The sequence below is a fragment of the Kribbella sp. NBC_00889 genome (genome assembly GCF_045207705.1).
GTDB lineage: Bacteria > Actinomycetota > Actinomycetes > Propionibacteriales > Kribbellaceae > Kribbella.
Map to the genome: position 1 here is coordinate 4,079,850 of NZ_CP108783.1, position 24,304 is coordinate 4,104,153.

The 24,304-nt window shown below is 69.2% G+C and carries 21 protein-coding genes and 1 pseudogene; 3 read left to right on the forward strand and 19 right to left on the reverse strand.

The window, feature by feature from the left end; translation table 11 throughout:
- Window positions 1-485: 485 nt before the first annotated feature.
- Window positions 486-962 carry a MarR family winged helix-turn-helix transcriptional regulator gene (locus tag OG817_RS19820; RefSeq protein ID WP_406056670.1) on the reverse strand — a complete coding sequence of 159 codons (477 nt, stop codon included), beginning with the start codon at window positions 960-962 and terminating at the stop codon, window positions 486-488.
- A gap of 46 nt (window positions 963-1,008) precedes the next feature.
- Here OG817_RS19820 and OG817_RS19825 point away from each other — a divergent pair, with 46 nt between their 5' ends.
- Complete coding sequence (locus OG817_RS19825; RefSeq protein ID WP_406056672.1) at window positions 1,009-1,464, forward strand: pyridoxamine 5'-phosphate oxidase family protein; 456 nt, start codon at window positions 1,009-1,011, stop codon at window positions 1,462-1,464.
- 94 nt (window positions 1,465-1,558) lie between these two features.
- On the opposite strand, the gene OG817_RS19830 is transcribed toward OG817_RS19825, so the two are convergent.
- From OG817_RS19830 to mraZ, 18 genes and pseudogenes are all read right to left on the reverse strand, one after another.
- Window positions 1,559-2,320 carry a DivIVA domain-containing protein gene (locus tag OG817_RS19830; protein WP_131351431.1) on the reverse strand — a complete coding sequence of 254 codons (762 nt, stop codon included), beginning with the start codon at window positions 2,318-2,320 and terminating at the stop codon, window positions 1,559-1,561.
- Window positions 2,321-2,566: 246 nt separating this feature from the next.
- Window positions 2,567-2,872 (reverse strand): YggT family protein, encoded by a 306-nt coding sequence (locus OG817_RS19835; RefSeq protein WP_360449460.1) that lies wholly within the window; start codon window positions 2,870-2,872, stop codon window positions 2,567-2,569.
- A gap of 38 nt (window positions 2,873-2,910) precedes the next feature.
- Window positions 2,911-3,477 (reverse strand): cell division protein SepF, encoded by a 567-nt coding sequence (sepF, locus tag OG817_RS19840; RefSeq protein ID WP_396389525.1) that lies wholly within the window; start codon window positions 3,475-3,477, stop codon window positions 2,911-2,913.
- Between the two features lie 70 nt (window positions 3,478-3,547).
- Window positions 3,548-4,261, reverse strand: coding sequence for a YggS family pyridoxal phosphate-dependent enzyme (locus tag OG817_RS19845; protein ID WP_406056675.1), 714 nt, complete (start codon window positions 4,259-4,261; stop codon window positions 3,548-3,550).
- Window positions 4,258-4,989 carry a peptidoglycan editing factor PgeF gene (pgeF, locus tag OG817_RS19850; RefSeq protein WP_406056677.1) on the reverse strand — a complete coding sequence of 244 codons (732 nt, stop codon included), beginning with the start codon at window positions 4,987-4,989 and terminating at the stop codon, window positions 4,258-4,260. The genes OG817_RS19845 and pgeF overlap by 4 nt, the downstream gene beginning before the upstream one ends.
- 295 nt (window positions 4,990-5,284) lie before the next feature.
- Window positions 5,285-6,583 (reverse strand): annotated as a pseudogene (gene ftsZ, locus OG817_RS19855) (cell division protein FtsZ); the annotation flags it as partial.
- A 160-nt stretch (window positions 6,584-6,743) separates the two neighbouring features.
- A complete protein-coding gene (locus OG817_RS19860) occupies window positions 6,744-7,484 on the reverse strand; it encodes a cell division protein FtsQ/DivIB (protein WP_406056679.1) in 741 nt (246 codons plus the stop codon).
- An 18-nt stretch (window positions 7,485-7,502) separates the two neighbouring features.
- A complete protein-coding gene (murC, locus tag OG817_RS19865; protein ID WP_406056681.1) occupies window positions 7,503-8,963 on the reverse strand; it encodes a UDP-N-acetylmuramate--L-alanine ligase in 1,461 nt (486 codons plus the stop codon).
- A complete protein-coding gene (gene murG, locus OG817_RS19870; RefSeq protein ID WP_406056683.1) occupies window positions 8,960-10,048 on the reverse strand; it encodes an undecaprenyldiphospho-muramoylpentapeptide beta-N-acetylglucosaminyltransferase in 1,089 nt (362 codons plus the stop codon). The genes murC and murG overlap by 4 nt, the downstream gene beginning before the upstream one ends.
- Window positions 10,049-10,075: 27 nt before the next feature.
- Window positions 10,076-11,314 (reverse strand): putative lipid II flippase FtsW, encoded by a 1,239-nt coding sequence (ftsW, locus tag OG817_RS19875; RefSeq protein WP_406056685.1) that lies wholly within the window; start codon window positions 11,312-11,314, stop codon window positions 10,076-10,078.
- Window positions 11,315-11,329: 15 nt separating this feature from the next.
- On the reverse strand, window positions 11,330-12,769 hold the full coding sequence (gene murD, locus OG817_RS19880) for a UDP-N-acetylmuramoyl-L-alanine--D-glutamate ligase (RefSeq protein ID WP_406056687.1): 1,440 nt from the start codon (window positions 12,767-12,769) through the stop codon (window positions 11,330-11,332).
- Complete coding sequence (gene mraY / locus OG817_RS19885; protein ID WP_406056689.1) at window positions 12,766-13,842, reverse strand: phospho-N-acetylmuramoyl-pentapeptide-transferase; 1,077 nt, start codon at window positions 13,840-13,842, stop codon at window positions 12,766-12,768. Before mraY ends, murD begins: the two co-directional genes overlap by 4 nt.
- The gene (gene murF / locus OG817_RS19890) at window positions 13,839-15,260 is read right to left on the reverse strand and encodes a UDP-N-acetylmuramoyl-tripeptide--D-alanyl-D-alanine ligase (protein ID WP_406056691.1); all 1,422 of its coding nucleotides are present in this window, start codon (window positions 15,258-15,260) and stop codon (window positions 13,839-13,841) included. Before murF ends, mraY begins: the two co-directional genes overlap by 4 nt.
- The gene (locus OG817_RS19895; protein ID WP_406056693.1) at window positions 15,257-16,780 is read right to left on the reverse strand and encodes a UDP-N-acetylmuramoyl-L-alanyl-D-glutamate--2,6-diaminopimelate ligase; all 1,524 of its coding nucleotides are present in this window, start codon (window positions 16,778-16,780) and stop codon (window positions 15,257-15,259) included. The genes murF and OG817_RS19895 overlap by 4 nt, the downstream gene beginning before the upstream one ends.
- A gap of 50 nt (window positions 16,781-16,830) precedes the next feature.
- A complete protein-coding gene (locus tag OG817_RS19900) occupies window positions 16,831-19,059 on the reverse strand; it encodes a peptidoglycan D,D-transpeptidase FtsI family protein (protein WP_406056695.1) in 2,229 nt (742 codons plus the stop codon).
- Window positions 19,060-19,063: 4 nt separating this feature from the next.
- A complete protein-coding gene (locus OG817_RS19905) occupies window positions 19,064-19,738 on the reverse strand; it encodes a hypothetical protein (RefSeq protein WP_406056697.1) in 675 nt (224 codons plus the stop codon).
- Window positions 19,738-20,703 carry a 16S rRNA (cytosine(1402)-N(4))-methyltransferase RsmH gene (rsmH, locus tag OG817_RS19910; RefSeq protein WP_406056699.1) on the reverse strand — a complete coding sequence of 322 codons (966 nt, stop codon included), beginning with the start codon at window positions 20,701-20,703 and terminating at the stop codon, window positions 19,738-19,740. The genes OG817_RS19905 and rsmH overlap by 1 nt, the downstream gene beginning before the upstream one ends.
- Window positions 20,704-21,063: 360 nt before the next feature.
- Window positions 21,064-21,495 carry a division/cell wall cluster transcriptional repressor MraZ gene (mraZ, locus tag OG817_RS19915; RefSeq protein ID WP_406056701.1) on the reverse strand — a complete coding sequence of 144 codons (432 nt, stop codon included), beginning with the start codon at window positions 21,493-21,495 and terminating at the stop codon, window positions 21,064-21,066.
- Window positions 21,496-22,062: 567 nt separating this feature from the next.
- On the opposite strand from mraZ, the gene OG817_RS19920 reads away from it, so the two are divergent.
- Both OG817_RS19920 and OG817_RS19925 read left to right on the forward strand, forming a co-directional pair.
- Window positions 22,063-23,001 carry an AAA family ATPase gene (locus tag OG817_RS19920; RefSeq protein WP_393384822.1) on the forward strand — a complete coding sequence of 313 codons (939 nt, stop codon included), beginning with the start codon at window positions 22,063-22,065 and terminating at the stop codon, window positions 22,999-23,001.
- A 3-nt stretch (window positions 23,002-23,004) separates the two neighbouring features.
- Complete coding sequence (locus tag OG817_RS19925) at window positions 23,005-24,291, forward strand: DUF58 domain-containing protein (protein ID WP_406056703.1); 1,287 nt, start codon at window positions 23,005-23,007, stop codon at window positions 24,289-24,291.
- Window positions 24,292-24,304 lie beyond the last annotated feature (13 nt).

The window sequence follows — 24,304 nt, forward strand, 5'->3', positions numbered from 1 at the left end:
GGGCGGGAGGGAGGGCGGGTGCGCGGGCGGGCACGCCGGCGAGTGGGTCGACCCACCGGATGGAGGGTTGGCCATCGGCAGGCGGCTGGCCAACCCACCATCTCGCGGGTCAGCCCACCAGACGGGGGCGGACGGGCGGGCGCGCGGGTCGGCATGCGGGCGGGAGGGAGGGCGGGTGCGCGGGCGGGCACGCCGGCGAGTGGGTCGACCCACCGGATGGAGGGTTGGCCATCGGCAGGCGGCTGGCCAACCCACCGTCTCGTGGGTCAACCCACCAGACGGGGGCGGACGGGCGGGCGCGCGGGTCGGCATGCGGGCGGGAGGGAGGGCGGGTGCGCGGGCGGGCACGCCGGCGAGTGGGTCGACCCACCGGATGGAGGCGGACGGGCGGGCGCGCGGGCCTGCATGCGGGCGCGCGGGCGAGTGGGTCTGCATTCGGGCGGGTGGGGAGGGCACGCGGGTGGGAGGGCACGCGGGTGGGTGGGTTAGCGGGGTGGGCGGACGGCGCGGGCTCGGAGGGATGGGGTGGCGCCGAGGTGGTTGATGGTGTCGACGAGCACCAACCGGGCTGCTTCGATGCGCTCGGTGCCGAGGGTTCGGCGGAGTTCTGCATCCAGGGCCGCCCGATGACGCCGGGCCGCGGCGATCACGGACTGTCCCCGCTGGGTGAGTACGACGTTCCGCGCGCGAGCGTCGGCGGGATCCGGCTCGCGGGTCAGGTAGCCACGATGCTCGAGGTCCGCGACCGACTTGGACGCGGCCTGCTGAGTGACGCCGAGACGCTCGGCCAGTGTGCTGATCGTCACCGGGCCGCTGATCAGGTGCTGGAAGATCACCCCGTCGGCGAATCGGGTGTCCTCGAAATCGTCCGCCACCAGGCGGCGCTGCAGCTCGTCGGCCAGCGCCCAGCCGGCGAACAGCGAGGCGAGTGAGAGGTCCGCACCGGCCGGATCGAAGTCCATGCCGCGAACTATACAACCGTGGTTGTGCATCGGCTAATCTACACCCATGGTTGTGCAAAAGGAGTTTCTGGATCGGGCGCACCGGATCGTGTGGTGCACCGTCGCGACCGTCGGCCCGGATCACCGGCCGCGGACCCGCATCCTCCATCCGCTGTGGGAACTGGCGGATGAGCTGACCGGGTGGATCGTCACGCGGGCGACGCCGGTGAAGGTGCGACACCTTGCCTACAGCCCGTACTTGAGTTGCAGCTACTGGGAGCCCGGTCATCAAGTGGCAGTCGCGGACTGCCGCGCGGAGTGGATCGCCGATGTCGCGACCCGGCAACGAGTCTGGGAGCTGTACCGGGGCGAGCCGGCACCGCTCGGCTACGACTTCTGGAGTGTGTTCCCCGACGGCCCGGCCGGGGAATCGCCCTCCCTGCTACGGCTGACGCCGTACCGGCTGCGGCTCACCGACGTCGAGACGCTCAGTGGCCGGAAGGATCCGCTCGCCTGGCGCTGACACCCTGTCACCGCAACGGGACGGTGTGTCAGAAGTGGCCAGACATGCCGAAGAGGCGGTGCCGCCGGAAAGCACCGCCTCTTCTCGAGGTTTTTTAGACGCCGTGACCGTGAGCCTGGGCGCGAGCCTCCGGGCGGAAGCCGTTGCGCGGGCTGAGCGTGTCGTCGCCGTTCCCGAGCGCCTTGAGCTGCTCGGTGAAGTACGTCTTCAGCCGGCTGCGGTACTCGCGCTCGTAGGCGTGCAGGTCGTCGATCGTGCGCTCGAGCTGACCCTTCTGCTTCTCCAGCGTGCCGAGCATCTGGGCCCGGCGCTCGGCGATCTCGCCGTCCAGCTTCTCGGCGCGGGCACGGGCCTCGCCGGTCATCCGGTCGGCCTTGCCACGCGCCTCGTTCTCCAGCCGCTCGGCCTTGGCGCGGGCCTCGCCGATGATCTTGTCGGCGGTGTCCTTCGCCTCCTGGACCAGGTCGTCGGAGTGCTTGGTCGCCATTTCCAGCAGCCGCACGGCGGAGCTGGACGCGTCCCCGACAGTGCCTGCTGCCGCAGCAGCCCCCGCGGCCGCTACAGCGGGCACCACGGGTGGCTTCTCCTCCGGCTTCTCGACGACGACCGGGGGCTTGGGCTGCTGCACGACAGGCGGCAGCGCAGCGGTCTGGTCGACGACCGGCCGCTCCTGTCCCGCGCCCGCGCGCTGAGCCGCCGCGAGCTTGGCCCGCAGCTCCTCGTTCTCGGCGAGAAGTCGCTCGAGCTCGGCTTCCACCTCGTCGAGGAAGGAGTCGACCTCTGTGACGTCGTAGCCCTCCCGTAGTCGGACGGGCGTGAACTGCTTCGAGCGGACGTCATCCGGCGTCAGCGGCATCTTTCACCTCGTTTGTCTGTGTCTTGGCGGAGTCCCCGTGGCCTTCACCTCGGCGACTCAGTAGATCACGTTATCGCTTCGTTGTGTTCTGACGGAATCCGGGCGGGCGATAACGCTCCACTGCCCCCGCGGAGAGTCTCGACAACTCAGCCGTTCGTCGAGACTCTACCTACCCAGTCCCCGATGTCCTCACCCTCCGACCCGGCAGAACCTCCACGGGTTCCCTGTCCGCCCCGATCCGCTGGGTCACAGCGATCCGAGCGCGGTCGAGTTGATCGACATCGCCACGGAGACGATCACGAACAGCATCAGCATGGACAGGTCGATCCGGATCCCGCCGGCCCCGATCGGGGGCAGGATCCGTCGCAGCGGGCGCAGGAACGGATCGGTGACCGAGTAGATCAGTTCGAAGAACAGCAGCAGTGGGCCTTTCGGGTGCCACTGCGGCGCGAACATGACGATCAGACTGAGTACGAACCGCGCCACCAGCACCAGGAAGAAGGCGAGCAGCACCCAGTACAGAACACTGAGGACGAGCGTTAGAGCAACCATGTCGTCAATGAGTGTAGAAGACCGGCGAAGGGTTCGGGTCAGCTCTGGTTGTAGAACCCGTCCGCGGCGATCTTCTCCTTCTCCTCGGCGGCCACCGTCACGTTCGGCGGGCAGACCAGGAACACCTTGGTGGTGATCCGCTCGATCGAACCACGGCAGCAGAAGATCAGCCCGGCGGCGAAATCGACCAGCCGCTTGGCATCCGCGTGGTCCATCTCGGTCAGGTTCATGATGACGGGCGTGCCGTCGCGGAAGTGCTCACCGATGACTCGCGCCTCGTTGTAACTGCGCGGGTGCACGGTGGTGATGCGGGCCAACTCGGTAACCTCCGGGGACGGTGCGACACCACGTCGATCTGGAAACTTGCTCACCGTTGCGCCCTGCTCCTCGCGACCCGAGTGAGATTGCGACTCGGTGCGGGATTCACGGGCCTCGCGGCTCTCCCGGCCGGCGGGCACCGGCTCGGGCTCGTGGGACTCCCCGTCGACGGCTGCGTCGTCGTACTCTTCGTAGTCGTCGTACTCGTCGTCGTAGCGAGCGTTGTAGCGCTCCCCGTCCTCGACCAAGCCGAGGTACACACCCATCTTGCGCAGTGCGCCGCTCATGGCCCTCCAGCCCCTCGATCCCGGTTCGACGACAACGGTGAGCAGGAAACAAACCTGCTCGATGTCGACACTAACCGAGTGGAGGACGCGTACCGAGTAAGGCGCGCCCGAGCCGGACGTGTGTCGCGCCGCGCCTGATCGCGGCCTCCAGATCACCGGTCATCCCGGCCGAGATCCAGTCTGCGCCGGGGTGTTCGGAGCGTAGCCGGGACGCTACGTCTTGCAGCCCGGCGAAGGCAACGTCGGGGTCCGACCCCAATGGAGCTACCGCCATCACGCCACCGAGCTCCAGCCGGTCCGCGGCCGCGACCTCCGCGGCCAGTTCCGGTACGGCGTCCGGCTCGACTCCACCCCGTTCGGCGCCGGTGGCTGCGTCACGCGATCCGTACGACGCCAGGCTGACCTGGAGCAGGCAGCGAAGGGTCTTCTCCTCGGCGGCAGCGGCCTTCGACAGCGCGGCCACGAGTGACGAGCGGTCCACGGAGTGCACGATCGACGCGTTCCGGGCCACCGAGCGGGCCTTCTTCGACTGCAGTTGCCCGACGAAGTGCCAGGTCAGATCCGGGCAGTCCGGCGCCTTCGCCTTGAGCTCCTGCTCGCGGTTCTCCCCCACGTCCCGGACCCCGAGGGCCGCCAGCGCCCGTACGTCGCTGATTGGGAAGGTTTTGGTGATCGCGACGAGGGTGACCTCGTCCGGAGATCTCCCGGCCGCCTGACAGGCCTTCTCGATCCGTTCCCGGACCCGCTGCAGATTGCTCCGCAGTTCGTCAGCACGTGTGCTCATTCCGCGGCCAGCTTGACCAGACCGGCCAGGCGTCCGCTGACCTTGCCTTCACGCCGGTACGAGTAGAGGTTCTCCGACTCGATCGTGCATGCGGTCGCGTCGATGACCTCGACCCCGAGTTCGGCCAGCTGCGACTTCACGCCAGCAGCCACGTCGATGGCCGGCGTACCCCACGTGGTCTCGGAGTACGACGCCGGCACCCGCCCCGCGATCTCGGCCCGCATCTCCGCGGGCACCTCGTAACACTTCCCACACGCATGCGGCCCGAGTACGGCAGTGATGTTCCGGGCACCGAGATCACGCATCGCCTCGACGGTCGCCGGTACGACGCCGACGTACATCCCCGGGCGTCCGGAGTGGGCGGCGCCGATCACGCGTCGCTCGGAATCGGCCAGCAGGACCGGGAGACAGTCAGCGGCACGGACAGCCAGCACCACATCGGATCTGGTCGTGACTATCGCATCCGCGGTGGGTGTCGGGTCGGCCGGCAACTCGTCCCCCGGCCGGACAACATGAACGTCACGCCCGTGGACCTGGCTGACCCGGACCACAGCCTCCGGCTCGACGCCGAAGGCCGCCGCGATGCGGCGGAAGTTCTCCGCGATCAGGTCTGGATCCTCCCCCGACCCGCCGAGGTTCAGTTCGCCGTACGGCGCCGTGCTCACACCGCCGAAGCGGTCGGTGACGGCGAAGCGGGCAGCGGAGTGAACCTCGTCGTAGCTGAACACGAACAAAGGCTACCGGCCCGGACGCTCCTTACTTCAGGAAGTCCGGGATGTCGAGGTCCTCTTCCGGCTCCGGCTTGCGGACAGGGCGGGCCGGCGCGGGCTGCGAGGAGGTGGAACCGGACGTCGAACCGCCGGTCGGCGAGTTGCTCGGACCATTGGTCGGCCACGAGTGCGGCGAGGTCGGAGTGGCCGGCGTGTGCGGCGCGGACTGCGACGGCACGGTACGGACCGGGTCACCGCCCTGCGGGCGGGCCGAGTTGGTCGTGCCTGCTCCCGGACGGCCCTCGGTCGGGGCCGGCACCGGGACGGTGTCGTCGGTCGGAGCCGGCGGAGTCGTGGCCTGGCCCGCCGGGGTGCCCGGGGCCGGCTGAGCCGGACCGCCGTTCTGCCCCGCGGTGCCCTGCCCGGACCCGGCCTGCCCCGCGGTGCCCTGACCCGAGGCCGGCTGACCGGATGCGGACTGGCCTGCGCCAGGCTGACCTTCCGGCGGCTGACCCGGCTGCCCGGTCGCAGGCTGACCGGACTGCTGACCGCTTTGTGCCGGCGGGTTCGTCGTCCCGGACATCGGGGCCGAGTACGACGCATCGGTCGCCGGGCGCGTGGTCTGTGGGCGGGCCGAGTTCATCGCCTGCTCACGGCGCTTCGGCATCCCGCCGTCGAACCCGGCCGCGATCACGGTGACCCGCACCTCGTCGCCGAGCGCGTCGTCGATGACCGCGCCGAAGATGATGTTCGCGTCCGAATGCGCGGACTCCGAGACCAGTTGGGCCGCCTCGTTGATCTCGAACAGGCCCAGGTCGGAGCCGCCGGCGATCGACAGCAGTACGCCGTGGGCACCCTCGATACTTGCCTCGAGCAACGGCGAGGAGATGGCCGCCTCGGCCGCCGCGACCGCGCGGTCCTCGCCGCGGGACGAGCCGATGCCCATCAGTGCGGACCCGGCGTTCGACATGACCGCCTTGACGTCGGCGAAGTCCACGTTGATCAGGCCGGGCGTGGTGATCAGGTCGGTGATGCCGGAGACACCCTGCAGCAGCACCTGGTCGGCCTGCTTGAACGCGTCCAGCACGGACACGGCGCGGTCGGAGATCGTCAGCAGCCGGTCGTTCGGGATGACGATCAGGGTGTCGACCTCTTCGCGCAGGGCGGCGATACCGTCCTCCGCCTGGGTCGCACGGCGCTTCCCCTCGAACGAGAACGGCCGGGTCACCACACCGATCGTCAGCGCACCGAGCGAGCGCGCGATGCGGGACACCACCGGCGCGCCACCGGTGCCGGTGCCGCCGCCCTCGCCCGCGGTGACGAAGACCATGTCGGCGCCCTTCAGCGCCTCCTCGATCTCCTCCGCGTGGTCCTCGGCGGCCTTCTGCCCGATCGCCGGGTTCGCGCCGGCGCCGAGGCCCCGGGTCTCCTCCCGGCCGATGTCGAGCTTGACGTCCGCGTCGCTCATCAGCAACGCCTGCGCGTCGGTGTTGATGGCGATGAACTCAACGCCCTTCAGACCGTGCTCGATCATCCGGTTGACGGCGTTCACGCCGCCTCCGCCGATGCCGACGACCTTGATGAGTGCCAGGTAGTTCTGCGGTGCCGCCACGTCCGCGCCTCTCGCCTCGTTCGTTTCCCGTTGTCCAGCGAAAAGACTGAACCTCAACTGAATGCTTAGACTTATGTCAACTTTAGATTACGACGCACGGTACGGGACGCTTCCAGCCAAAGTCCACGCGCCTCGCCGCACACTCCCGTGATGTGATCCCTCACCGCTTTTCCCCTTTGGTGACAGGGAGATCGGGTGCCGAGACGTCGTACACCTTCGCCTTGCGTTTCATCAGTACGCTGAGTACTTCCGCCTTGTGCTCGCTGTCATCGGAGCTGCCCCAGACGACCTTCACCCCGGAGCCGAGGTTGAGGGTGATCGAGTCCGGCGACTCCGCCGAGATCGACCCGACCTGGGCCCGCAACGTGTCCGGCAGGGCCGCCGAAACCGTCACCAGCGAACGGATCGTGACGTCGCGCCGGGAGCCGGTCACCTTGGCCTCCGGCAGCCCGGCCGGCCGGTCCGGAACGGTCTTGAACGTCGTACCGGTCGCGTCGACCAACTCGAACCGCGACCCGTCGGTGACGACCACCACCGGGACCCGTTCCGTGACGACGATCACGACCTTGTTCGGCCAGGCACGGGTCACCTGCGCGTCCGCCACCGCCGGAATGGTCCGGACCCGGTCGGCGATCGAGCGCAGACCGACCTTCGCCAGCGGCGTCCCGACCGGTGCCTCGGCGACGTTCTGAATCGTTGCCACCGGCACCGTGTCCGCACCGCTCACCCGGACGCCGTCGACTGCGAAGGCGGACGAGTAGTAGAACAACCAGACGATCACACCGGCCACGACGACCAGTGCGCCGCCGATGGCCCACGGCAGCCAACTCCGCCACCGCACGAGCCGTTGCCGGCGCGCGAACCGCTGCTGTGCCCGAGCCAGATCAGCGCTCTGGCTCATTCAACAAACCCCACGCAATTACTCCACCACAGGGGCAAGGGCTTCCGCGGCAGACTCGCGGGCGGCGGCGCGTTCGGCCAGCAGACCAACGACCTCCGGCCCGATCAGGGTCACGTCGCCGGCGCCCAGGGTGACCACCAGGTCGCCGGGCTCGGCCAGGTCGGCGACCAGCTGAGGTACGGCGGACCAGGACGGCTCGAAGCGGACCTGGTCCGGCTTCAACGGCACGTGGTTCGCGATCAGGGCACCGGTGACACCGGGCTCCGGGTCCTCGCGGGCGGCGAACACGTCCATCACGACGACCTCGTCGGCCAGCGCGAGCGCCTCCGAGAACTCGGTGGCGAAGATCCTGGTCCGGCTGAACAGGTGCGGCTGGAAGCACGCGACCACGCGGCCCTCCCCCGCGACCTGCCGGGCCGCGGTCAGGTCGACGGCCAGCTCGGTCGGGTGGTGAGCGTACGAGTCGAACACCCGTACGCCGTCCTCGAGACCCTTGAACTCGAACCGCCGCCCGGTGCCGGTGAACGACGCCAGCCCCTCGGCGAGGTCGGCCGCGGAGAACCCGAGGCCCAGGCCGACCGTCAGCGCGGCCGACGCGTTCAGCGCGTTGTGCTTGCCCGCCTGCTGCAACTGCACCATCGGCAGCTTGCGGCCGCGGTACACCGGCACGAACGACTGCGTCGCCCCGGTGGCGGTGATCTCGGTGACGCGCAGGTCCGCGTCCTCCGACTCGCCGTACGTGCGGACGTCGATCCCCTGCTCGTGCGCGTACGCCGCCAGCCGGCGCGCACCCGCGTCGTCGTGGCAGATCACCATGAAGCCGCCGGCCAGCACGCGACCGCAGAACTCCTCGAAGGCCTTCCGGTAGCTGGCCTCGTCACCGTAGTTGTCCAGGTGGTCCGGCTCGACCGACGTGACGATCGACACCTCGGGCGTGTACGTCAGGAACGACTTGTCCGACTCGTCCGCCTCGGCGACGAACAGGTCACCGCTGCCGTCGTGGGCGTTCGAGCCCGACTCGTTCAGGTTGCCGCCGATCGCGTACGACGGATCCGCCCCGCAGTGCTGCAACGCGACGGTCAGCATCGAGGTCGTGGTCGTCTTGCCGTGCGTGCCGGCGATCGCCAGCGTCCGGCGGCCGACCATCACCGAGGCGAGCGCGGCGGCCCGCGGCAGGATCGGGATCCCGGCGGCCCGTGCCGCGACCACCTCAGGGTTGGTCTCGCGGATCGCGGTCGACACCACCACGGTGTCCACGGCCGCGACCTGTTCGGCGGCGTGGCCGACCCAGCAGGTGGCGCCGAGCGCGCGCAGCGCGGCCAGCACCTTGCTGTCCTTGGCGTCGGAGCCGGACACCTCGATGCCGCGGGACGCCATGATCCGGGCGATCCCGGACATACCGGCGCCGCCGATACCGACGAAGTGCACCCTGCCCAGCTTCTCCGCGGGCAGCGTTGTGTGCGGAGCGGTGACGATCACGAAGCAGACCCCACCACATCCAGGATGATCCGCGCCAATCGCTCGTCGGCATCCGTACGGATCACGCCGGTCGCTGCTGTGGACATGGCTGTCAGACGCTCGCGGTCGTGCAGAAGTTGCGGCACGTTGGCCCGGACCCAGTCCGTCGTCATCTCCGCGTTGTCGATCAGCACACCTCCACCCACGTCCACCACCGGCTTCGCGTTCAATCGCTGCTCACCGTTACCGATCGGCAGCGGAACGTAGATCGCGGGCAGGCCGACACCGGACACCTCGGTGACCGTGTTCGCACCCGAGCGGCCGACGACCAGGTCAGCCGCGGCGTACGCGAGGTCCATCCGGTCGACGTAGTTCAGCACGACGTACGGGTAGCGACCGGTCTGCGGGATCTCGAGGGTGTTCTTCGGGCCGATCGCGTGCAGCACCTGGATCCCGGCGGCCTGCAGGTCCGCGGCGGCGCCGGAGACGGCCTGGTTGATCTGCTGCGCGCCCTGCGAGCCACCGGTCACGAACAGCGTCGGCGCGTCCGGGTCCAGTCCGAAGAACTGACGAGCCTCGGCGCGCAGCGCGGCCCGGTCCAGCGTGGAGATCGCTCGCCGAATCGGCAGGCCGACGTACTCCGCGTGCGGAAGATCGGTGCCCGGGAAGGATGTCTTCACGTGCTGCGTGCAGTAGCGGGCGGCGAACTTGTTCGCGATCCCGGGCATCGCGTTGCCCTCGTGGACGACGATCGGCGTCTTCCGCCGCCACGCTGCGACGTACGCGGGTGTGGAGACGTAGCCGCCGAAGCCGACCAGGACGTCGGCCTTCGCCTCGTCCAGCACCCTGCGGGCCGCGCGGACCGAGGCGAGCATCTTCCCGGGGACGGCGAGCAGGGCGGGCGTGGGCTTGCGCGGCAGCGGCACCGGCGGGATCAACTCGAGCCGGTAACCGGCCTCGGGAATCACGCGGGTCTCCAGGCCACGCTCGGTGCCGAGGGCGAGGATCTCGACCGTCGGGTCGATGCGGCGCAGTGCGTCGGCGGTGGCGATCAGGGGTGAGGTGTGGCCGGCGGATCCTCCACCGGCCAGGACGATGCTGGGCACAGCTTTCAACGCTCCCGCGTGTTCTCGTTAGGGCGTACGCCGCGAAGACAGCCATCCGAACCGCGACCGCCTGGTCTCCTTCAAGGCGGCCTGCGCGCCGGGTTCGGCCTTCGCGAAGGACAGCAGCATGCCGATCGCGATCAGCGTCGGCAGCAGTGCGGAACCACCGTACGACAAAAGCGGGAGCGGAATCCCCACGATGGGTAGCAGTCCGATCACGGCACCCAGGTTGACCAGGGTCTGCGCCATGATCCAGACCGTGATCCCGGCCGCCGCATAGCGGACGAACGGCTGGGTGTTCCGGGTCGCGATCCGCACCCCGGCATAGGCCAGGGTGAGGAACAGGGCGAGCACGGTGAGCGACCCGAACAGGCCGAGTTCCTCTCCGATCACGGAGAAGATGAAGTCGGTGTGCGCCTCCGGCAGGTTGCCCCACTTCTGCCGGCTGTTGCCGATCCCGACACCCCACCAGCCGCCGGTCGAGAGCGCGTAGAACGAGTGGTACGCCTGCCAGCCGACACCGGACGGGTCGGTGAACGGATCCAGGAACGACGAGACGCGGTCCATCCGGTGCTTCGCGGTGATGACGAAGTACGACGCGATCGTGCCGACCACGGTGATGGTGGCGATGAACAACCGCGTCGGCGCGCCGACCACCCAGATCATGCCGATCATCACGGCCATCAGCACCAGCGCCGTACCGAGGTCGTGCTGTCCGACGACCAGTGCGATCACCAGACCGCAGACCGGCACCATCGGGACCAGCAGATGCTTCCACTGGGTGAGCAACTTCTCCTTGCGCGCGTACAGGTCCGCGCACCACATCACCAGCGCCAGCTTGGCGAACTCACTCGGCTGGATCTGCAGGGGTCCACCGAGGTTCAGCCAGTTCGTGTTGCCCTTCACCCCGACACCGAGGCCGGGCACGTAGGTGAGCACCAGGAGGAACACCGAGCCGAGCAGAGCGACGTACGCGAGCATGCGGAAGTGCCGAGGTGTCATCCGGGACGCGACGTACGCCATGGGCAGGCCGACGCCGACCCAGATCAACTGGCGGACGAAGATCGTGTAGCTGTTCCCGTTCGCACGCAGCGACAGGACGCTGGACGCCGACAGGACCATCAGCAGCCCGAGCACCAGCAGCAGACCGGTCGCACCGAGCAGGATGTGGTACGACGTCAGGGGCCGGTCGAGCACCTCGCGGATGGCGGCAATCCACGGCCGCTCGTCCTGCGCTTTCTTGGGCTGATCCGCGATCGACGTCACGCGATCACTCCCGGATCAGTTGTCGCCCAGCCGACGCACGGCTTCGGCGAAGGCGTCCCCACGGGCTCCGTAGTTGGCGAACATGTCCCAGGATGCGCAGCCAGGCGCGAGCAGCACGGTGTCACCCACCTGTGCCAACTTCGCCGCCTCCCCCACCACGATCTGCATAGCTCCAGTGTCCGTTGCCTCGACAGTGATTACCGGGACATCCGGTGCGTGTCGGGCAAGTGCTTCGGCGATCACCTGCTTGTCCTGGCCGAGCAGCACGACACCCCGCAGCCGTTCCCTTGCCGCGAGCACCAGTTCGTCGAACGTCGCGCCCTTGGCCTGACCGCCGGCGATCCAGACGACGTGCTCGTACGCCAGCAGCGACGCCTGCGCCGCGTGCGGGTTGGTCGCCTTCGAGTCGTCGACATAGTTGACCCCGGCAACTTCCGCGACGTGCGCGATCCGATGCTTGTCCGGGGTGAATCCGCGCAGCCCGTCCCGCACCGCCGTCGCGGGTACGCCGAACGCCCGGGCGAGCGCCGCCGCGGCCAACGCGTTCGCCACGTTGTGCGGTGCCGCCGGCGTGATGTCCTCGAGCTTCGCCAGCTCCAGCGCGGACGTCTCGCGCTGCTCGACGAACGCGCGGTCGACCAGCAGATCCTCGACCAGGCCGACCATCGACAGTCCCGGCGTACCGAGGGTGAAGCCGATCGCGCGGCAGCCCTCGATCACCTCGGCGTCGATCACCAGTTGCTCGGTGACCGGGTCGGCGACGTTGTAGACGCACGCGATCTGGCAGTTCTCGTAGATCCGGCCCTTGTCCTTCGCGTAGGCCTCCATCGACCCGTGCCAGTCGACGTGATCGGGCGCGAGGTTCAGTACGGCGGCCGAGTGCGCGGACATCGAGTGGGTGAAGTGCAACTGGTAGCTGGACAGCTCCACCGCGATCACGTCGTACGGCTCGGGGTCCATCACGACTTCCAGCAGCGGCAGCCCGACGTTGCCCGCGGCAACGGCACGGTGGCCGGCCGCGGTCAGCATGGCGGTCAGCATCTGCACGGTCGTGGTCTTGCCGTTGGTCCCGGTGATGCACAGCCACGGCGCGGCGTTCGCCGGGTCCCGCAGCCGCCAGGCCAGTTCGATCTCGCTCCAGATCGGCACCTCGCGCTCGTCGGCCTGCGCGAGCAGCGGCGCGTACGGCGGGACGCCGGGCGACGTCACCACGATGTCGACGTCCTTCGGGAGTTCTGCCGTACTGCCCGGGCCGAGCGTGATGGCGGCGCCGAGAGTCTCGAGGATCTGCGCCTTCTCGCGCAGTGCCTCGTTGTCCCGATCGTCCACAACCGTGACGTGCTCGGCGCCGGCCTGCAGCAGTGAGTCGGCGCACGCGTAGCCCGCCGTACCGAAGCCGAGCACGACGAACCGGGTCGTCGCCCAACCGTCGGAGGTGCGTGTTTCGAGACTCATCCGGCGACCCATTCCGCGTAGAACAGCCCGAGACCGATCACGACACACAGGCCCTGGATGATCCAGAACCGGATCACCACATTCACCTGTTCCCACCCGAGCATCTCGAAGTGGTGGTGCAGCGGCGCCATCCGGAACAATCGCTTGCCACCGGTCAGCTTGAAGTAGCCGACCTGGAGGATCACCGAGGCGGTGACGATGACGAACAGCCCGCCGAGCAGCAGCACCAGCAGTTCGGTCCGGGTCATCACCGCGAACCCGGCCAGCGCACCACCCAGCGACAGCGAGCCCGTGTCGCCCATGAAGATCTTCGCCGGCGACGCGTTCCACCACAGGAAGCCGAACAGCGCGCCGGTCAGAGCGGCGGCCACCACGGCCAGGTCGTGTGGATCGCGGACCTCGTAACACTTGGCGGTCGGGAACGACGCGCAGCTCTGGTTGAACTGCCAGATGCAGATCAGGGTGTACGCACCGAACACCATCATCGACGCGCCGGTGGCCAGACCGTCCAGGCCGTCGACCAGGTTGACGCCGTTCGACATGCCCGCGATCAGCAGCAGGATCCAGATCACCACCAGGACCCCGGCCAGGTGCAGCCAGTTGATGTCGCGGATGAACGAGATGAACGGCGAGGCCGGACGCTGGCCGCGCTCGTCGGGGAACTGCAGCGCGAGGACGGCGAAGGAGACCGCGACCACCGTCTGGCCGGCCAGTTTCGCCTTGCTGCGCAGGCCGAGGCTGCGCTGGCGGACGATCTTGATGAAGTCGTCCAGGAAGCCGACCGCACCCATGCCCGCGAACAGGAACAGCACCAGGAGCGCAGAGGCGGTCGGCGCGCTCCCGTGGCCGCTGATCATCGTGAACAGCTTCGCCGCGAAGTACCCGACGATGGTGGCGACGATGAAGACGGTGCCGCCCATGGTCGGCGTACCGCGCTTGGTGTGGTGCGAGGTCGGGCCGTCGTCGCGGATCTCCTGGCCGTAGCCACGCCGCGACAGCAGCGTGATCGCCCAGCGGGTGCCGAGCAGCGTCAGCACCATCGACACGGCGCCGGCGAACAGGATCGAGATCACTGCACGTCCTCCGCATAATTGGACAGCTCATCGCGTCCGGTCAGCAGGGCGTCGGCCAGGCTGCGCAGCTTCGCCAGTTTCGAGGATTTGACGAGTACGACGTCGCCCGCGCGCAGCTCGGCCCGCAGCAGCGCGAGCGCTTCCGGAATCGAGTCGACGTACGCCGACTCATTGCCCCAGGAGCCTTCCAGCGACGCACCGAGGTGGATCGGCTTGGCACCCTCCCCGACCACGACGAGCCGGTTGACGTCGAGCCGGACCACGAGCCGTCCGATCGCGTCGTGCTCGTCGGTGGAGGTGTCGCCGAGTTCGCGCATCTCGCCCAGCACCGCCCAGGTCCGCGCACCGCGCGAGCGGCCGATCGCGACCAGCGCCTTCAGTGCCGCGCGCATCGAGTCCGGGTTCGCGTTGAAGGCGTCGTTGATGATCGTGACACCGTCCGCCCGCTCGACCAGCTCCATCCGCGCCGCCGACACGCGGCTTGCCGAGTTGAGCCCGGCCACGATCTGTTCGGGGGTGAGGCCGACTGCCGATGCGACGGCCGCCGCGGCCAGCGCGTTCGACACATGGTGCTCGCCGATGAGCTGCAACTGCACTTCGCCGGCGAAGTCGCCGAGGTGCACGGTGAACGCGGGGCGTCCCTCGGCGTCGAGCTTGACGCCCTCCGCGCGGATGTCCGCTTCCGGCGCCTCGCCGAAGGTCAGCACTCGTGCCTGCGTCCGGCTCCGCATCGCCGCGACCCGATGGTCGTCGGCGTTGAGGATCGCGGTACCGCCGGGGACGACGGCCTCGATCACTTCGCCCTTGCCGAGCGCGATGTTGTCCTGGGAGCCGAACTCGCCGATGTGCGACGTCCCGACGTTCAGCACCAGTCCGACCCGCGGCGGCGTGATCCCGCACAGGTAGGTCAGATCGCCGATGTGCCGCGCGCCCATCTCGGCGACCAGGTACTTCGTGCTCTCGGTCGCCTGCAGCGCGGTGAGCGGGTGACCGATCTCGTTGTTGAACGAGTTCTCCGGCGACACCGTCTCGCCGTACGGGCGGATCAGCTGCGCGATCAGGTCCTTGGTGCTGGTCTTGCCCGACGAGCCGGTCAGGGCGATCACGACGAGGTCGGGCAGCCGGCTGACCACGAGCCGGGCCAGATCGCCGAGCGCCTTCTGGGTGTCGGCGACGACGATGCAGGGCGCACCGTCGATCGGCCTCGTCGTGAGTGACGCCGTGACGCCTGCCTCGGACGCCGTACCGACGAAGTCGTGCCCGTCGACCCGCTCACCGGGCAGGGCGACGAACAGCCCGCCGGGAGCGGCTGCTCGCGAATCGATCACCACCGCACCGTCGACGACGGCCGACGGGTCCACACCCACCAGCTCGCCGTGGACCGCCTCGGCGATCTCACCGCACCTGACTCCGATCACCGCTCAGCCTCCAGCAACTCACGCACGGTTTGGCGGTCGTCGAACGGGTGGATCACACCGCCGACGTCCTGGCCTGTCTCATGGCCCTTACCCAGTACGACGACGGTGTCGCCCGGTCCGGCCAGCTCGATCGCGGTCGCGATGGCCCGCCTCCGGTCACCGATCTCGTGCAGGTCGACGCCCGGGACCGCCTGCCGGGCACCCTCGAGCGCGGCGGCCCGGATCGCCGCCGGGTCCTCGCTGCGCGGATTGTCGTCGGTGACGATGACGACGTCCGATCCCCGCGCGGCCGCGGCGCCCATCTGCGGGCGCTTGCCCGCGTCACGGTCGCCGCCGCAGCCCACGATGGCGAACAGCCGGCCCTTCGTCGCACCGCGGGCCGCCTTCAGCGCGAGCTCCACCGCGTCCGGCGTATGCGCGTAGTCCACGATCACTGCGAGGCCGTCCTCGCGGGTGAACGTCTCCATCCGCCCCGGCACAGTCGCGGTCCGCAGTCCGGCCGCGATCGCCTCCGCCGGTACGTCGACCTGCCGCAGCATTGCGGTCGCCAGCAGCGCATTGGCCACGTTGAAGTCACCAGGCAGCGCGATCTCGACGGTCAGCGTCTCCCCCGGCCCCTGGATGTCGAGAACGGTCGTGCCGTGTTCGGACTGGTGCCGGCTCGCGACGGTCCAGTCGGCCTCGCCGGTCGTGGACACAGTCACCAGCGGTACGACGGTCTGCGCGGCCAACCGGCGTCCGTACTCGTCGTCGATGGTCACCACCGCCACATCACACCGCTCGGGGGTGAACAGCGAGGCCTTCGCGGCGAAGTACTCCTCGAACGTGTTGTGGAAGTCCAGGTGGTCCTGGGTGAGGTTGGTGAACCCGGCGACCGCGAACCGCGCGCCATCCACGCGGCCCATCGCCAACGCGTGGCTCGACACCTCCATAGAGCACCACGCCACCGCGTGCTCCCGCATCACCGCGAACAACGCCTGCAGATCGGTCGCCTCCGGAGTGGTCCGGACGCTCTTCACCACCTCGTCGCCGATCCGCGTCTCGATCGTCCCGATCAACGCCGCCTGACCGAGCCGACGCAGTACGGCGTCCAGCAGGAAGCAGGTCGTGGTCTTGCCGTTCGTGCCGGTGATACCGATCAGCCGCAGCTCACTGGTCGGCTCACCGTAGATCCGGGCGGCGACCGCGCCGAGCACGTCCCGCGGCTTGTCGACCACCAGGACCGGCAGACCGGTCGCGTTCGCCCGCTCCTCGCCGGTGGGATCGGTCAGTACGGCGACCGCCCCGGACTGCTGCGCCTTCGCCACGAAGGCTGCACCGTGCGTGATCGCACCCGGCAGAGCGGCGTACAGGTCACCAGGAAGGACGGAGCGCGAGTCGAGCGAGACACCGGTGATGCCGGCTGACGCTGCCGGGGTCCGCGCGTGGGCGACCCTGGCGACCTCGGCGAGGTCTACCGGCACGATGTGCCGTGGCCTGATCGCTGCGACGGCGCCGCCTGCGGCGGAAGGGTTGGACACGGGCCCAGAGGCTACCGCTCCGGGCACCGTGAGTCCTACCTGACCCTGCGTCACCAGGTGATGGGAACGTCGGGCTGCTTCGCCCCCGTCGGTGGGACGACGTACTTCTGCAGCGCGTAGCTCATCACGTCTCGGAACACCGGTCCTCCCTGGAAGCCACCTCCCCGCGCACCCAAGGGATCGTGCAGTACGACGTACGTCACGAACCGTGGGTTGTCGGCTGGGGCGAATCCGGCGAAAGAAGTCGCCCATTTGCGGTAGCACCCGCAGGCCGAGTCGACTTCCTGGGCGGTACCGGTCTTACCGGCCACCAGGTAGCCGTCGATCGCCGCCTGCGGTGCGGTGCCCTTCTTCGCCGTCACCGCCTCCATCATCGTGGCGACCTCCTTGGCGGCCTTCTCGCTCACCACCCGGCGCGGCGGGGCGGTCTGGTTCGGCGTGGTGGTGCCGTTCGCGTCGACGTAGTTGCGGACCAGCTTCGGCGGCACGTAGACGCCGCCGTTCGCGACCGCGTTCACCGCGGCGGTCATCTGCACCGCGTTCGCCGACAGGCCCTGGCCGAACGCGACGTTCGACCGGGTCAGCTCGCTCCACTCGTCACCCGGCGGCATCAGGCCCTTGCTCTCGCCCGGGTAGTTCAGCCCGGTCGGCGCGCCGAAACCGAAGTCGTGCAAGTACTTCACGAACTGCGGGATCCGCATCTGCTGTGAGGCCATGATCGTGCCGACGTTCGACGACTTCGCGACCACCCCGGCGATTGTGAGGTTCAGCGTGCCGTGGTCCCAGTGGTCCTTGATCGTGCGCCGCTGCACCTCGATGCTGCCCGGGACGCGGAGCTTGGTGTTCAGGTCGATCAGGCCGGCGTCGGCGAGAGCGGCCATGGTGACCACTTTCTGCACGCTGCCCGGCTCGTAGGTCCGCTCCAGCGCCGGGTTCTTCAACTGGTTCGGCGAGGTGACGCTCTTGTTCGGGTCGAAGCTCGGGTAGTTGGCCATCGCCAGGATCTCGCCGGACTTCACGTCCATCGTGACCACGGTGCCGGCGCTGGCCTTGTACTGCTTCACCGTCTGCTCGATCCGCTTCTCGGCGAACCACTGCAGGTCGGCGTCCAAGGTGAGCTGCACGCCGACGCCGGGCTTCGGTTCCTCGACCGTGTGGTTCGCGTTCGGGATCTTGTTGCCCTTGGTGTCGACCTCGTACATCGCCTTGCCGTCCTGGCCGGACAGCTTGTCGTTCAGCCCATACTCGAGTCCGGACAGCCCCTTGCCGTCCGCGCCGACCACGCCGACCACGTTCGCGGCGATGGTGCCGTTCGGGTGGCTGCGGACCGGGTCGTCCTCGGTGTAGAGGCCGGCCAGCAGCGGAGCCCCCTGGTCCTGCGGCTTGGCCTTGTTCTGCTCGTTGATGTCGGCGTTGCGCTGCTTCATCGCGGCCTGGATCTCGTTCCAGGTCTGCGGGGCGACCTGGCGGGCGAGACGGACGTACCGGCCCTTCCCGGTCATCGCGGTGACGAGCTTGTCGTATGTCGTACCGGACAGCTTGGGAGCCATGATCGCGGCGAGCTGCGTCGCGACCGGGCCGGTCTGGGTCGGGTCCGCGGTGATCGCGACCGCCTCCTCGGAGACCGAGAACGGAACGCCGTTGCGGTCGACGATCGCGCCGCGGGAGGCGTACAGGGGGAACGGTTTGGTGTTCTCCCGGCTGGCCGCCTGGGCATAGCTGTCCGGGTCCACGCCCTGCAGCAGCACCAGCCGCCCGGCGAACAGCGACAGCACGAACGCCATCACCCCGAACGTCACCCGCAGCCGCAACGTCGGCCGCCCCAACTTCAAGGTCCGCGGCGGCCGCTTGACCTTCCGCTTCTTCGGCCGCGGAGCCGGCCGATTCTGCGGAGGCCTCTTCTTCGCCCCCGACTTCTTGGCAGGAGCCTTCTTGGCAGGAGCCTTCTTGGCCGTCGCCTTCTTGACCGGCCTCTTCCGCGGGTCGGTGTCGCCAGTCGTCCGGCGGGGTGCCTGGCGCGCGCCGTTCGAGCTCACCCGCTTCTTCGGCTGCGCCTTCTTCACCGGACGGCGCGGAGCGGGACTCGGTTGAGCGGCACGCTCCTGCTCTTCGCGGGCTTGGCGAAGGACGCGGTCTCGGGTGGATTCGGGACGCTGTGGGGTGGAGCGATTGCTGTCGGTAATCGACGGACGGCGAGGCTGGGCCTTGCGGGGCGTGCCGCCCCGGCCCGGCTCGGTGCCACGCCTGCGTGGCGGCTCGCTGCCCCGTCGGTCCGTCATCCGATCATCCCCCGGTGGTCGTGGTGCCCTGCGCCCCTGTCGTCGTACCGGTGCGCGGGGAGTTCGTGGTGGCGGGCGGCTTGTTACCCGTGGCCGTTCCTGTCTGTGCGGTCGCCGTACCCGGCTTCACCGTCCCCGGCTTGACCGTCCCGGCCGGCGGCTTCACTGTCCCGGCCGGCGGCTTCACTGTCGCGGCCGGAGGCTTGGGCGTGACGACCGGCGGCCTCGGCGTGACGGCTGGCTTCGGCGCCGCGCTGGGACCGAACATCGCCGCACCCGTCCCGGCCTTGCCTTCCTGCGGCACCCCGAGCACCCGCCCGTCGGACAGCCGGAGGAAGACCGGATTCGGGTTCGGCACCATGCCCATCTTCAGGGCCCGGTCGGCCAGGTTCTGCGGCGACTCCAGCGTGCGGACCTGTTTCTCCAGCTGCTCCTGCTGGTCCCGCAGCTGATCGGCCTGCTTGTTCAGCTCGGTGACGTGGAAGGTCCCGCTCTGCAGCTCGGTGTTGAGCAGCAGCAGGCCGATCAGGCCGGCCGCCAGCAGCGACACCACGAAGATGACGAACGGCATCCGCGGCGGCCGGAACGGCGCACCATAGACGACCCGCAGCTTCGGCTCCGACCGCTTGGCCGGCGCCGGCGTGACCCGTGCCTTGGACGGGCTGAAGACAGTACTCATCAGGCCACCAGCCCTTTCTCCCGGATTCGTTCGGCAGCTCGCACGCGAGCGGAGGCGGCCCGCGGGTTCGCCGCGACCTCCTGCTCGGTCGGCCGCTCGGCGCCGCGGGTCAGCAACTTCAGGTACGGCTCGTGCCCGGCCGGAATGACCGGCAGGTCGTCAGGTACGTCGCTCTTCGTGGCGGCAGCGAACGTCTGCTTGGTGATCCGGTCCTCCAGGGACTGGTAGCTCATCACCACGATCCGCCCGTGCAGCGCCAGCGCCGCGAGCGCAGCCGGCAACGCCCGCCGGAGCACCTCGAGCTCGCCGTTCACCTCGATCCGCAGCGCCTGGAAGGTCCGCTTCGCCGGGTGCCCGCCGGTACGCCGGGCAGCCTGCGGGATCGCGTTCCGGACCAGCTCGGACAGTCGCGCGCTGGTGGTGAACGGCTCGGTCTCGCGCTCCCGCACGATCCGGTCCGCGATCCGCCGGGCGAACTTCTCCTCGCCGTACTGGAACAGGATCCGGGCCAGGTCGGCCGCGCTGTAGGTGTTCACGATGTCGGCGGCGGTGGTCGGGCCGGTGCTGTCCATCCGCATGTCCAGCGGCGCGTCCTGCGCGTAGGCGAACCCGCGGTCGGCCTCGTCCAACTGCATCGATGAGACGCCCAGGTCGAACAGGATCCCGTCGATCGCCGGTATGCCGAGGTCCGCGAGCGCCCGCGGGAGTTGGTCGTACACCGCGTGCACGAGGGTGATCCGCTCCTCGTACGGCGCCAGCCGGTCACCGGCGAGGCGCAGCGCCGCGGGGTCGCGGTCGAAGCCGATCAGCCGGGCGTCGGGGAAGCTGCGCAGGAACGCCTCGGAATGACCACCGAGGCCGAGGGTCGCGTCGACGAGGACCGCGCCGGGGTGCGCGAGCGCCGGTGCCAGCAGCGCGACCACGCGCTCCAGCATCACCGGCACATGCCGCTCCGCAGCGTTCATCCTCGACCCTTCCCGTCGCCGCGGGAGCGACCCTGCCCCCGCAGGTTCTGTACTGCTGTGCTGCCCGTCAGGCCTGCCGTCCGGGCCGGCCTTCCGGTTGGTCGCCGGCTCCGGATGTCGCGGATCCGGTCCGGCGGTTCGCCGTCGTACGTGTCCTGCGGTGGGGCGGGGTGGAGGGTGTCGCTGTGGCGCGGTGCTTCGAGTGACACCGTCCGGTCAGATCGCGGGTACGCCTTCCGGGGAAGTACCTCGTCGGTCTTGGCGCCGGGGAAGTGGCGCCAAGGGCTTGAGGTCGGAAGTCGGACCCGTGATCTCACCGGACGGTCGGTGTGCTCTCGGTCCTGCTCGCCCACTGTTCAGCTAGAAGATCCCTGGCAATACCTCTTCGGAGAGGTCCGCGAAGGCCTGCTCCTGCTCTTGCGAGTACCTGTTCCAGTTCCCGGTGTTCCAGATCTCCACCCTGTTCATCGCCCCGATGACGACGCAGTCGCGATCCAGTCCCGCGTAATCGCGCAGCATCGGCGGGATGGTGACCCGGCCCTGCTTGTCCGGCACCTCGTTCGAGGCTCCGGCAAACAGCATCCGCAGATAGTCCCGCGCACCCTTGTTGGTGATCGGCGCCTGCTTCAGCTGCTCTGTCAGTTGGATGAACTCGCGCTCGGGCCACACGGACAGCGACCGCTCCTGTCCACGCGTGATCACCAGGCCGTCGGCCAGTTCGTCACGGAACTTCGCCGGCAGGAACAACCGTCCCTTGTCGTCGAGCTTGGGGAAGTGCGTTCCGAGGAACACGCTCCACCTCCCCGTTGCGGACTCTCCGTCTCAGGCGAGCTGTTTCCACCACTCCGGTTCCACTGCGCTCCACCTTACTCCACTTTCCACCACCGTCAACCAACTTCCGCCCGTTTCCCCCCACCCGCGCCGCGAATCCCACCCGGCGTTCCCGCGTGTCGCTGCCCGGTCAGGCGCCTGGCTCTCCTCCACTTCGCTCCACCGGCCCCTCCACTCCCCTCCACCGGCCTTCTCCACCTCGCTCCACCCGGTCATCCCCCACTTCGCTCCACTCGGTGCTCTTTCCACTTCGCTCCGCATCGGGATGAACCATTCGGCGCCCAGAGCCGTCGTAACCCCCGGCAGTTTGTTTTCGCCGCCCGTACGCTTGGAGGGACGACTTTCCGACCCAGCCGGTGAGGGCCTGTGCCGATGAACACCGAAACGCCAGGTAACGAAACTTCCGATGCTCTAGGCCCGGCCCCTACAGCGGGTGAGAATGTGTCGGCCGTCAACGAATGGGGAGGACTCAGGGTGAGCAGTACCGCGACCAGCTCGGCGCTGGCAGGAGCCGGGGACTTCGACGAACTGGCCGAGGTGGCGGGACGAGTCCGCCGGGCCATCGAGCAGGTGATCGAGGGCAAACCCGACGTGGTCGAGGTCGCCGTCACGGTCCTGCTGGCCGAAGGCCACCTACTGATCGAGGACGTACCGGGCGTCGGCAAGACGATGCTGGCCAAGGCGCTGGCCCGGTCGATCGACTGCACCGTGCGCCGGATCCAGTTCACCCCGGACCTGCTGCCGTCGGACATCACCGGCGTCTCGGTCTTCAACCAGGAGATCCGCGACTTCGAGTTCAAGCCCGGCGCGGTGTTCGCGAACATCGTGGTCGGCGACGAGATCAACCGTGCCTCGCCGAAGACCCAGGCCGCGCTGCTGGAGTCGATGGAGGAGCGCCAGGTCACCGTCGACACCACGACGTACCAGCTCGAGGCGCCGTTCATGGTCATCGCGACCCAGAACCCGATCGAGATGGAAGGCACCTACCCGCTCCCCGAGGCGCAGCGCGACCGTTTCATGGCCCGCGTCTCGATGGGGTACCCGGAGCCGGCCGCCGAGCTGCGGATGCTCGACGGTCACGCCGCCGACGACCCGCTGAAGAGCCTGCAACCGGTCACGGACGGCCAGCAGATCCTGCGGCTGGTGAAGACGGTGCAGTCGGTGCACGTGTCCGAGGGCGTCAAGGAGTACGCCGTCGCCCTGGTCGGCGCGACCCGTCGGTCGCAGGAGCTCCGGCTGGGTGCGAGCCCCCGGTCCACCCTGCACCTGATCCGGGCGGCCCGCGCGGCGGCGGCGCTCGACTCCCGGGAGTTCGTGCTCCCGGACGATGTTCAAGAGCTCGCGGTGCCCGTGCTGGCGCACCGTGTTCTTCCTGCGGCTGAGGCGCATCTCGGTGGGCGCGGTGCAGCCGACATCATCTCCGGGCTGGTGTCCACAGTGGCACTCCCCCGCACTCGTCGGGACTGAGACATGCGGCAGGCACTGCGCGGGCTGACCACCAGAGGGCGGGCGTTCGTCGCGGCCGGCATCACCGCGTCTCTGTGTGCACTCCTGCTCGGGCAGAAGGACTTGCTGCGCGTCGGCATCCTGCTGGTCGCATTGCCGTTGGTCGCGGCGCTCGTCGTCGGACGGACCAGGCTGCGACTGCAGGTACGGCGCAGCCTCGCGCCGGACCAGGTGCCGGTGGGTACGCAGGCGACGGTGGAGCTTGCCTTGAGCAACCAAGGCCGGATGCCCGCGGGTCTGCTCCTGCTCGAGGACCGGATCCCTTACGTGCTGGGTCACCGGCCGCGCTTCGTGGTCGACCGGGTCAGTCCGAACTGGCGTCGTACGGTCACGTACTCGGTCAAGTCCGACGTCCGTGGCCTGTTCCAGGTCGGGCCGTTGATGCTGACCGTGGCCGACCCGTTCGGTCTGGTCGAGACCAGCCGCACGTTCACCCGCAGCCAGCACCTGCTGGTGACGCCGCGGGTCTACCGGCTGCCGGAGATCCGGCTGGGTGCGGACCGGGCCGGTTCCGGTGAGAACCGGCCGCGGGCGATCGCGTCGGCCGGCGAGGAGGACGCGACTGTTCGCGAGTACCGCGACGGTGACGACCTCCGCCGGGTGCACTGGCGGTCGACCGCCCGCCGCGGCGAGCTGATGGTGCGGCGGGAGGAGCAGCCCTGGCAGAGCCGGTGCGCGATGTTCCTGGACGCGCGGGTCATCTCGCACCACGGCCACGGCCCGTCGTCCAGCCTCGAGTGGGCCGTCAGCGCAGCCGCCTCGGTCGGCATCGACAGGATCCGCCGTGGCTACGCGACCACGATGCTCGGCGGCCCGACCACACTGTCGGCGATCACCCACCGCACCTCGGCCTCCGTCCACCAGCCGCTCACCACGCAGCAGTTGCTGACCGAGTGCGCGACCGTCGAGGAACACAAGTACGCCGAGATCGGTCCGCTGCTGACCGTCGACCGGCATACCCACGACCCCAGCCTGGTGATCGCGATCCTCGGCGCGTGCAGCTCCGAGGACATCACCTCGCTGAACCGCTGGCGGACCAGCCAGGCCATCGGCGTCGCGCTGCTGCTCGACGCGGCCAGCTGGGCGGTCGGCGCCGAGGCGACCGAGAAGGCGGCCCGGCTGACCGCCGCCGCGGACGCCACTGAGAACGAACTGCGCCGGAGCGGCTGGCGGGTCGCCAGAGTCCGGCGCGGCGACCACCTACCCACCGTGTGGTCCGGCCTCGGGCTGCGGAGCGGAAGGATCGCATGACCGGTCACGTGAG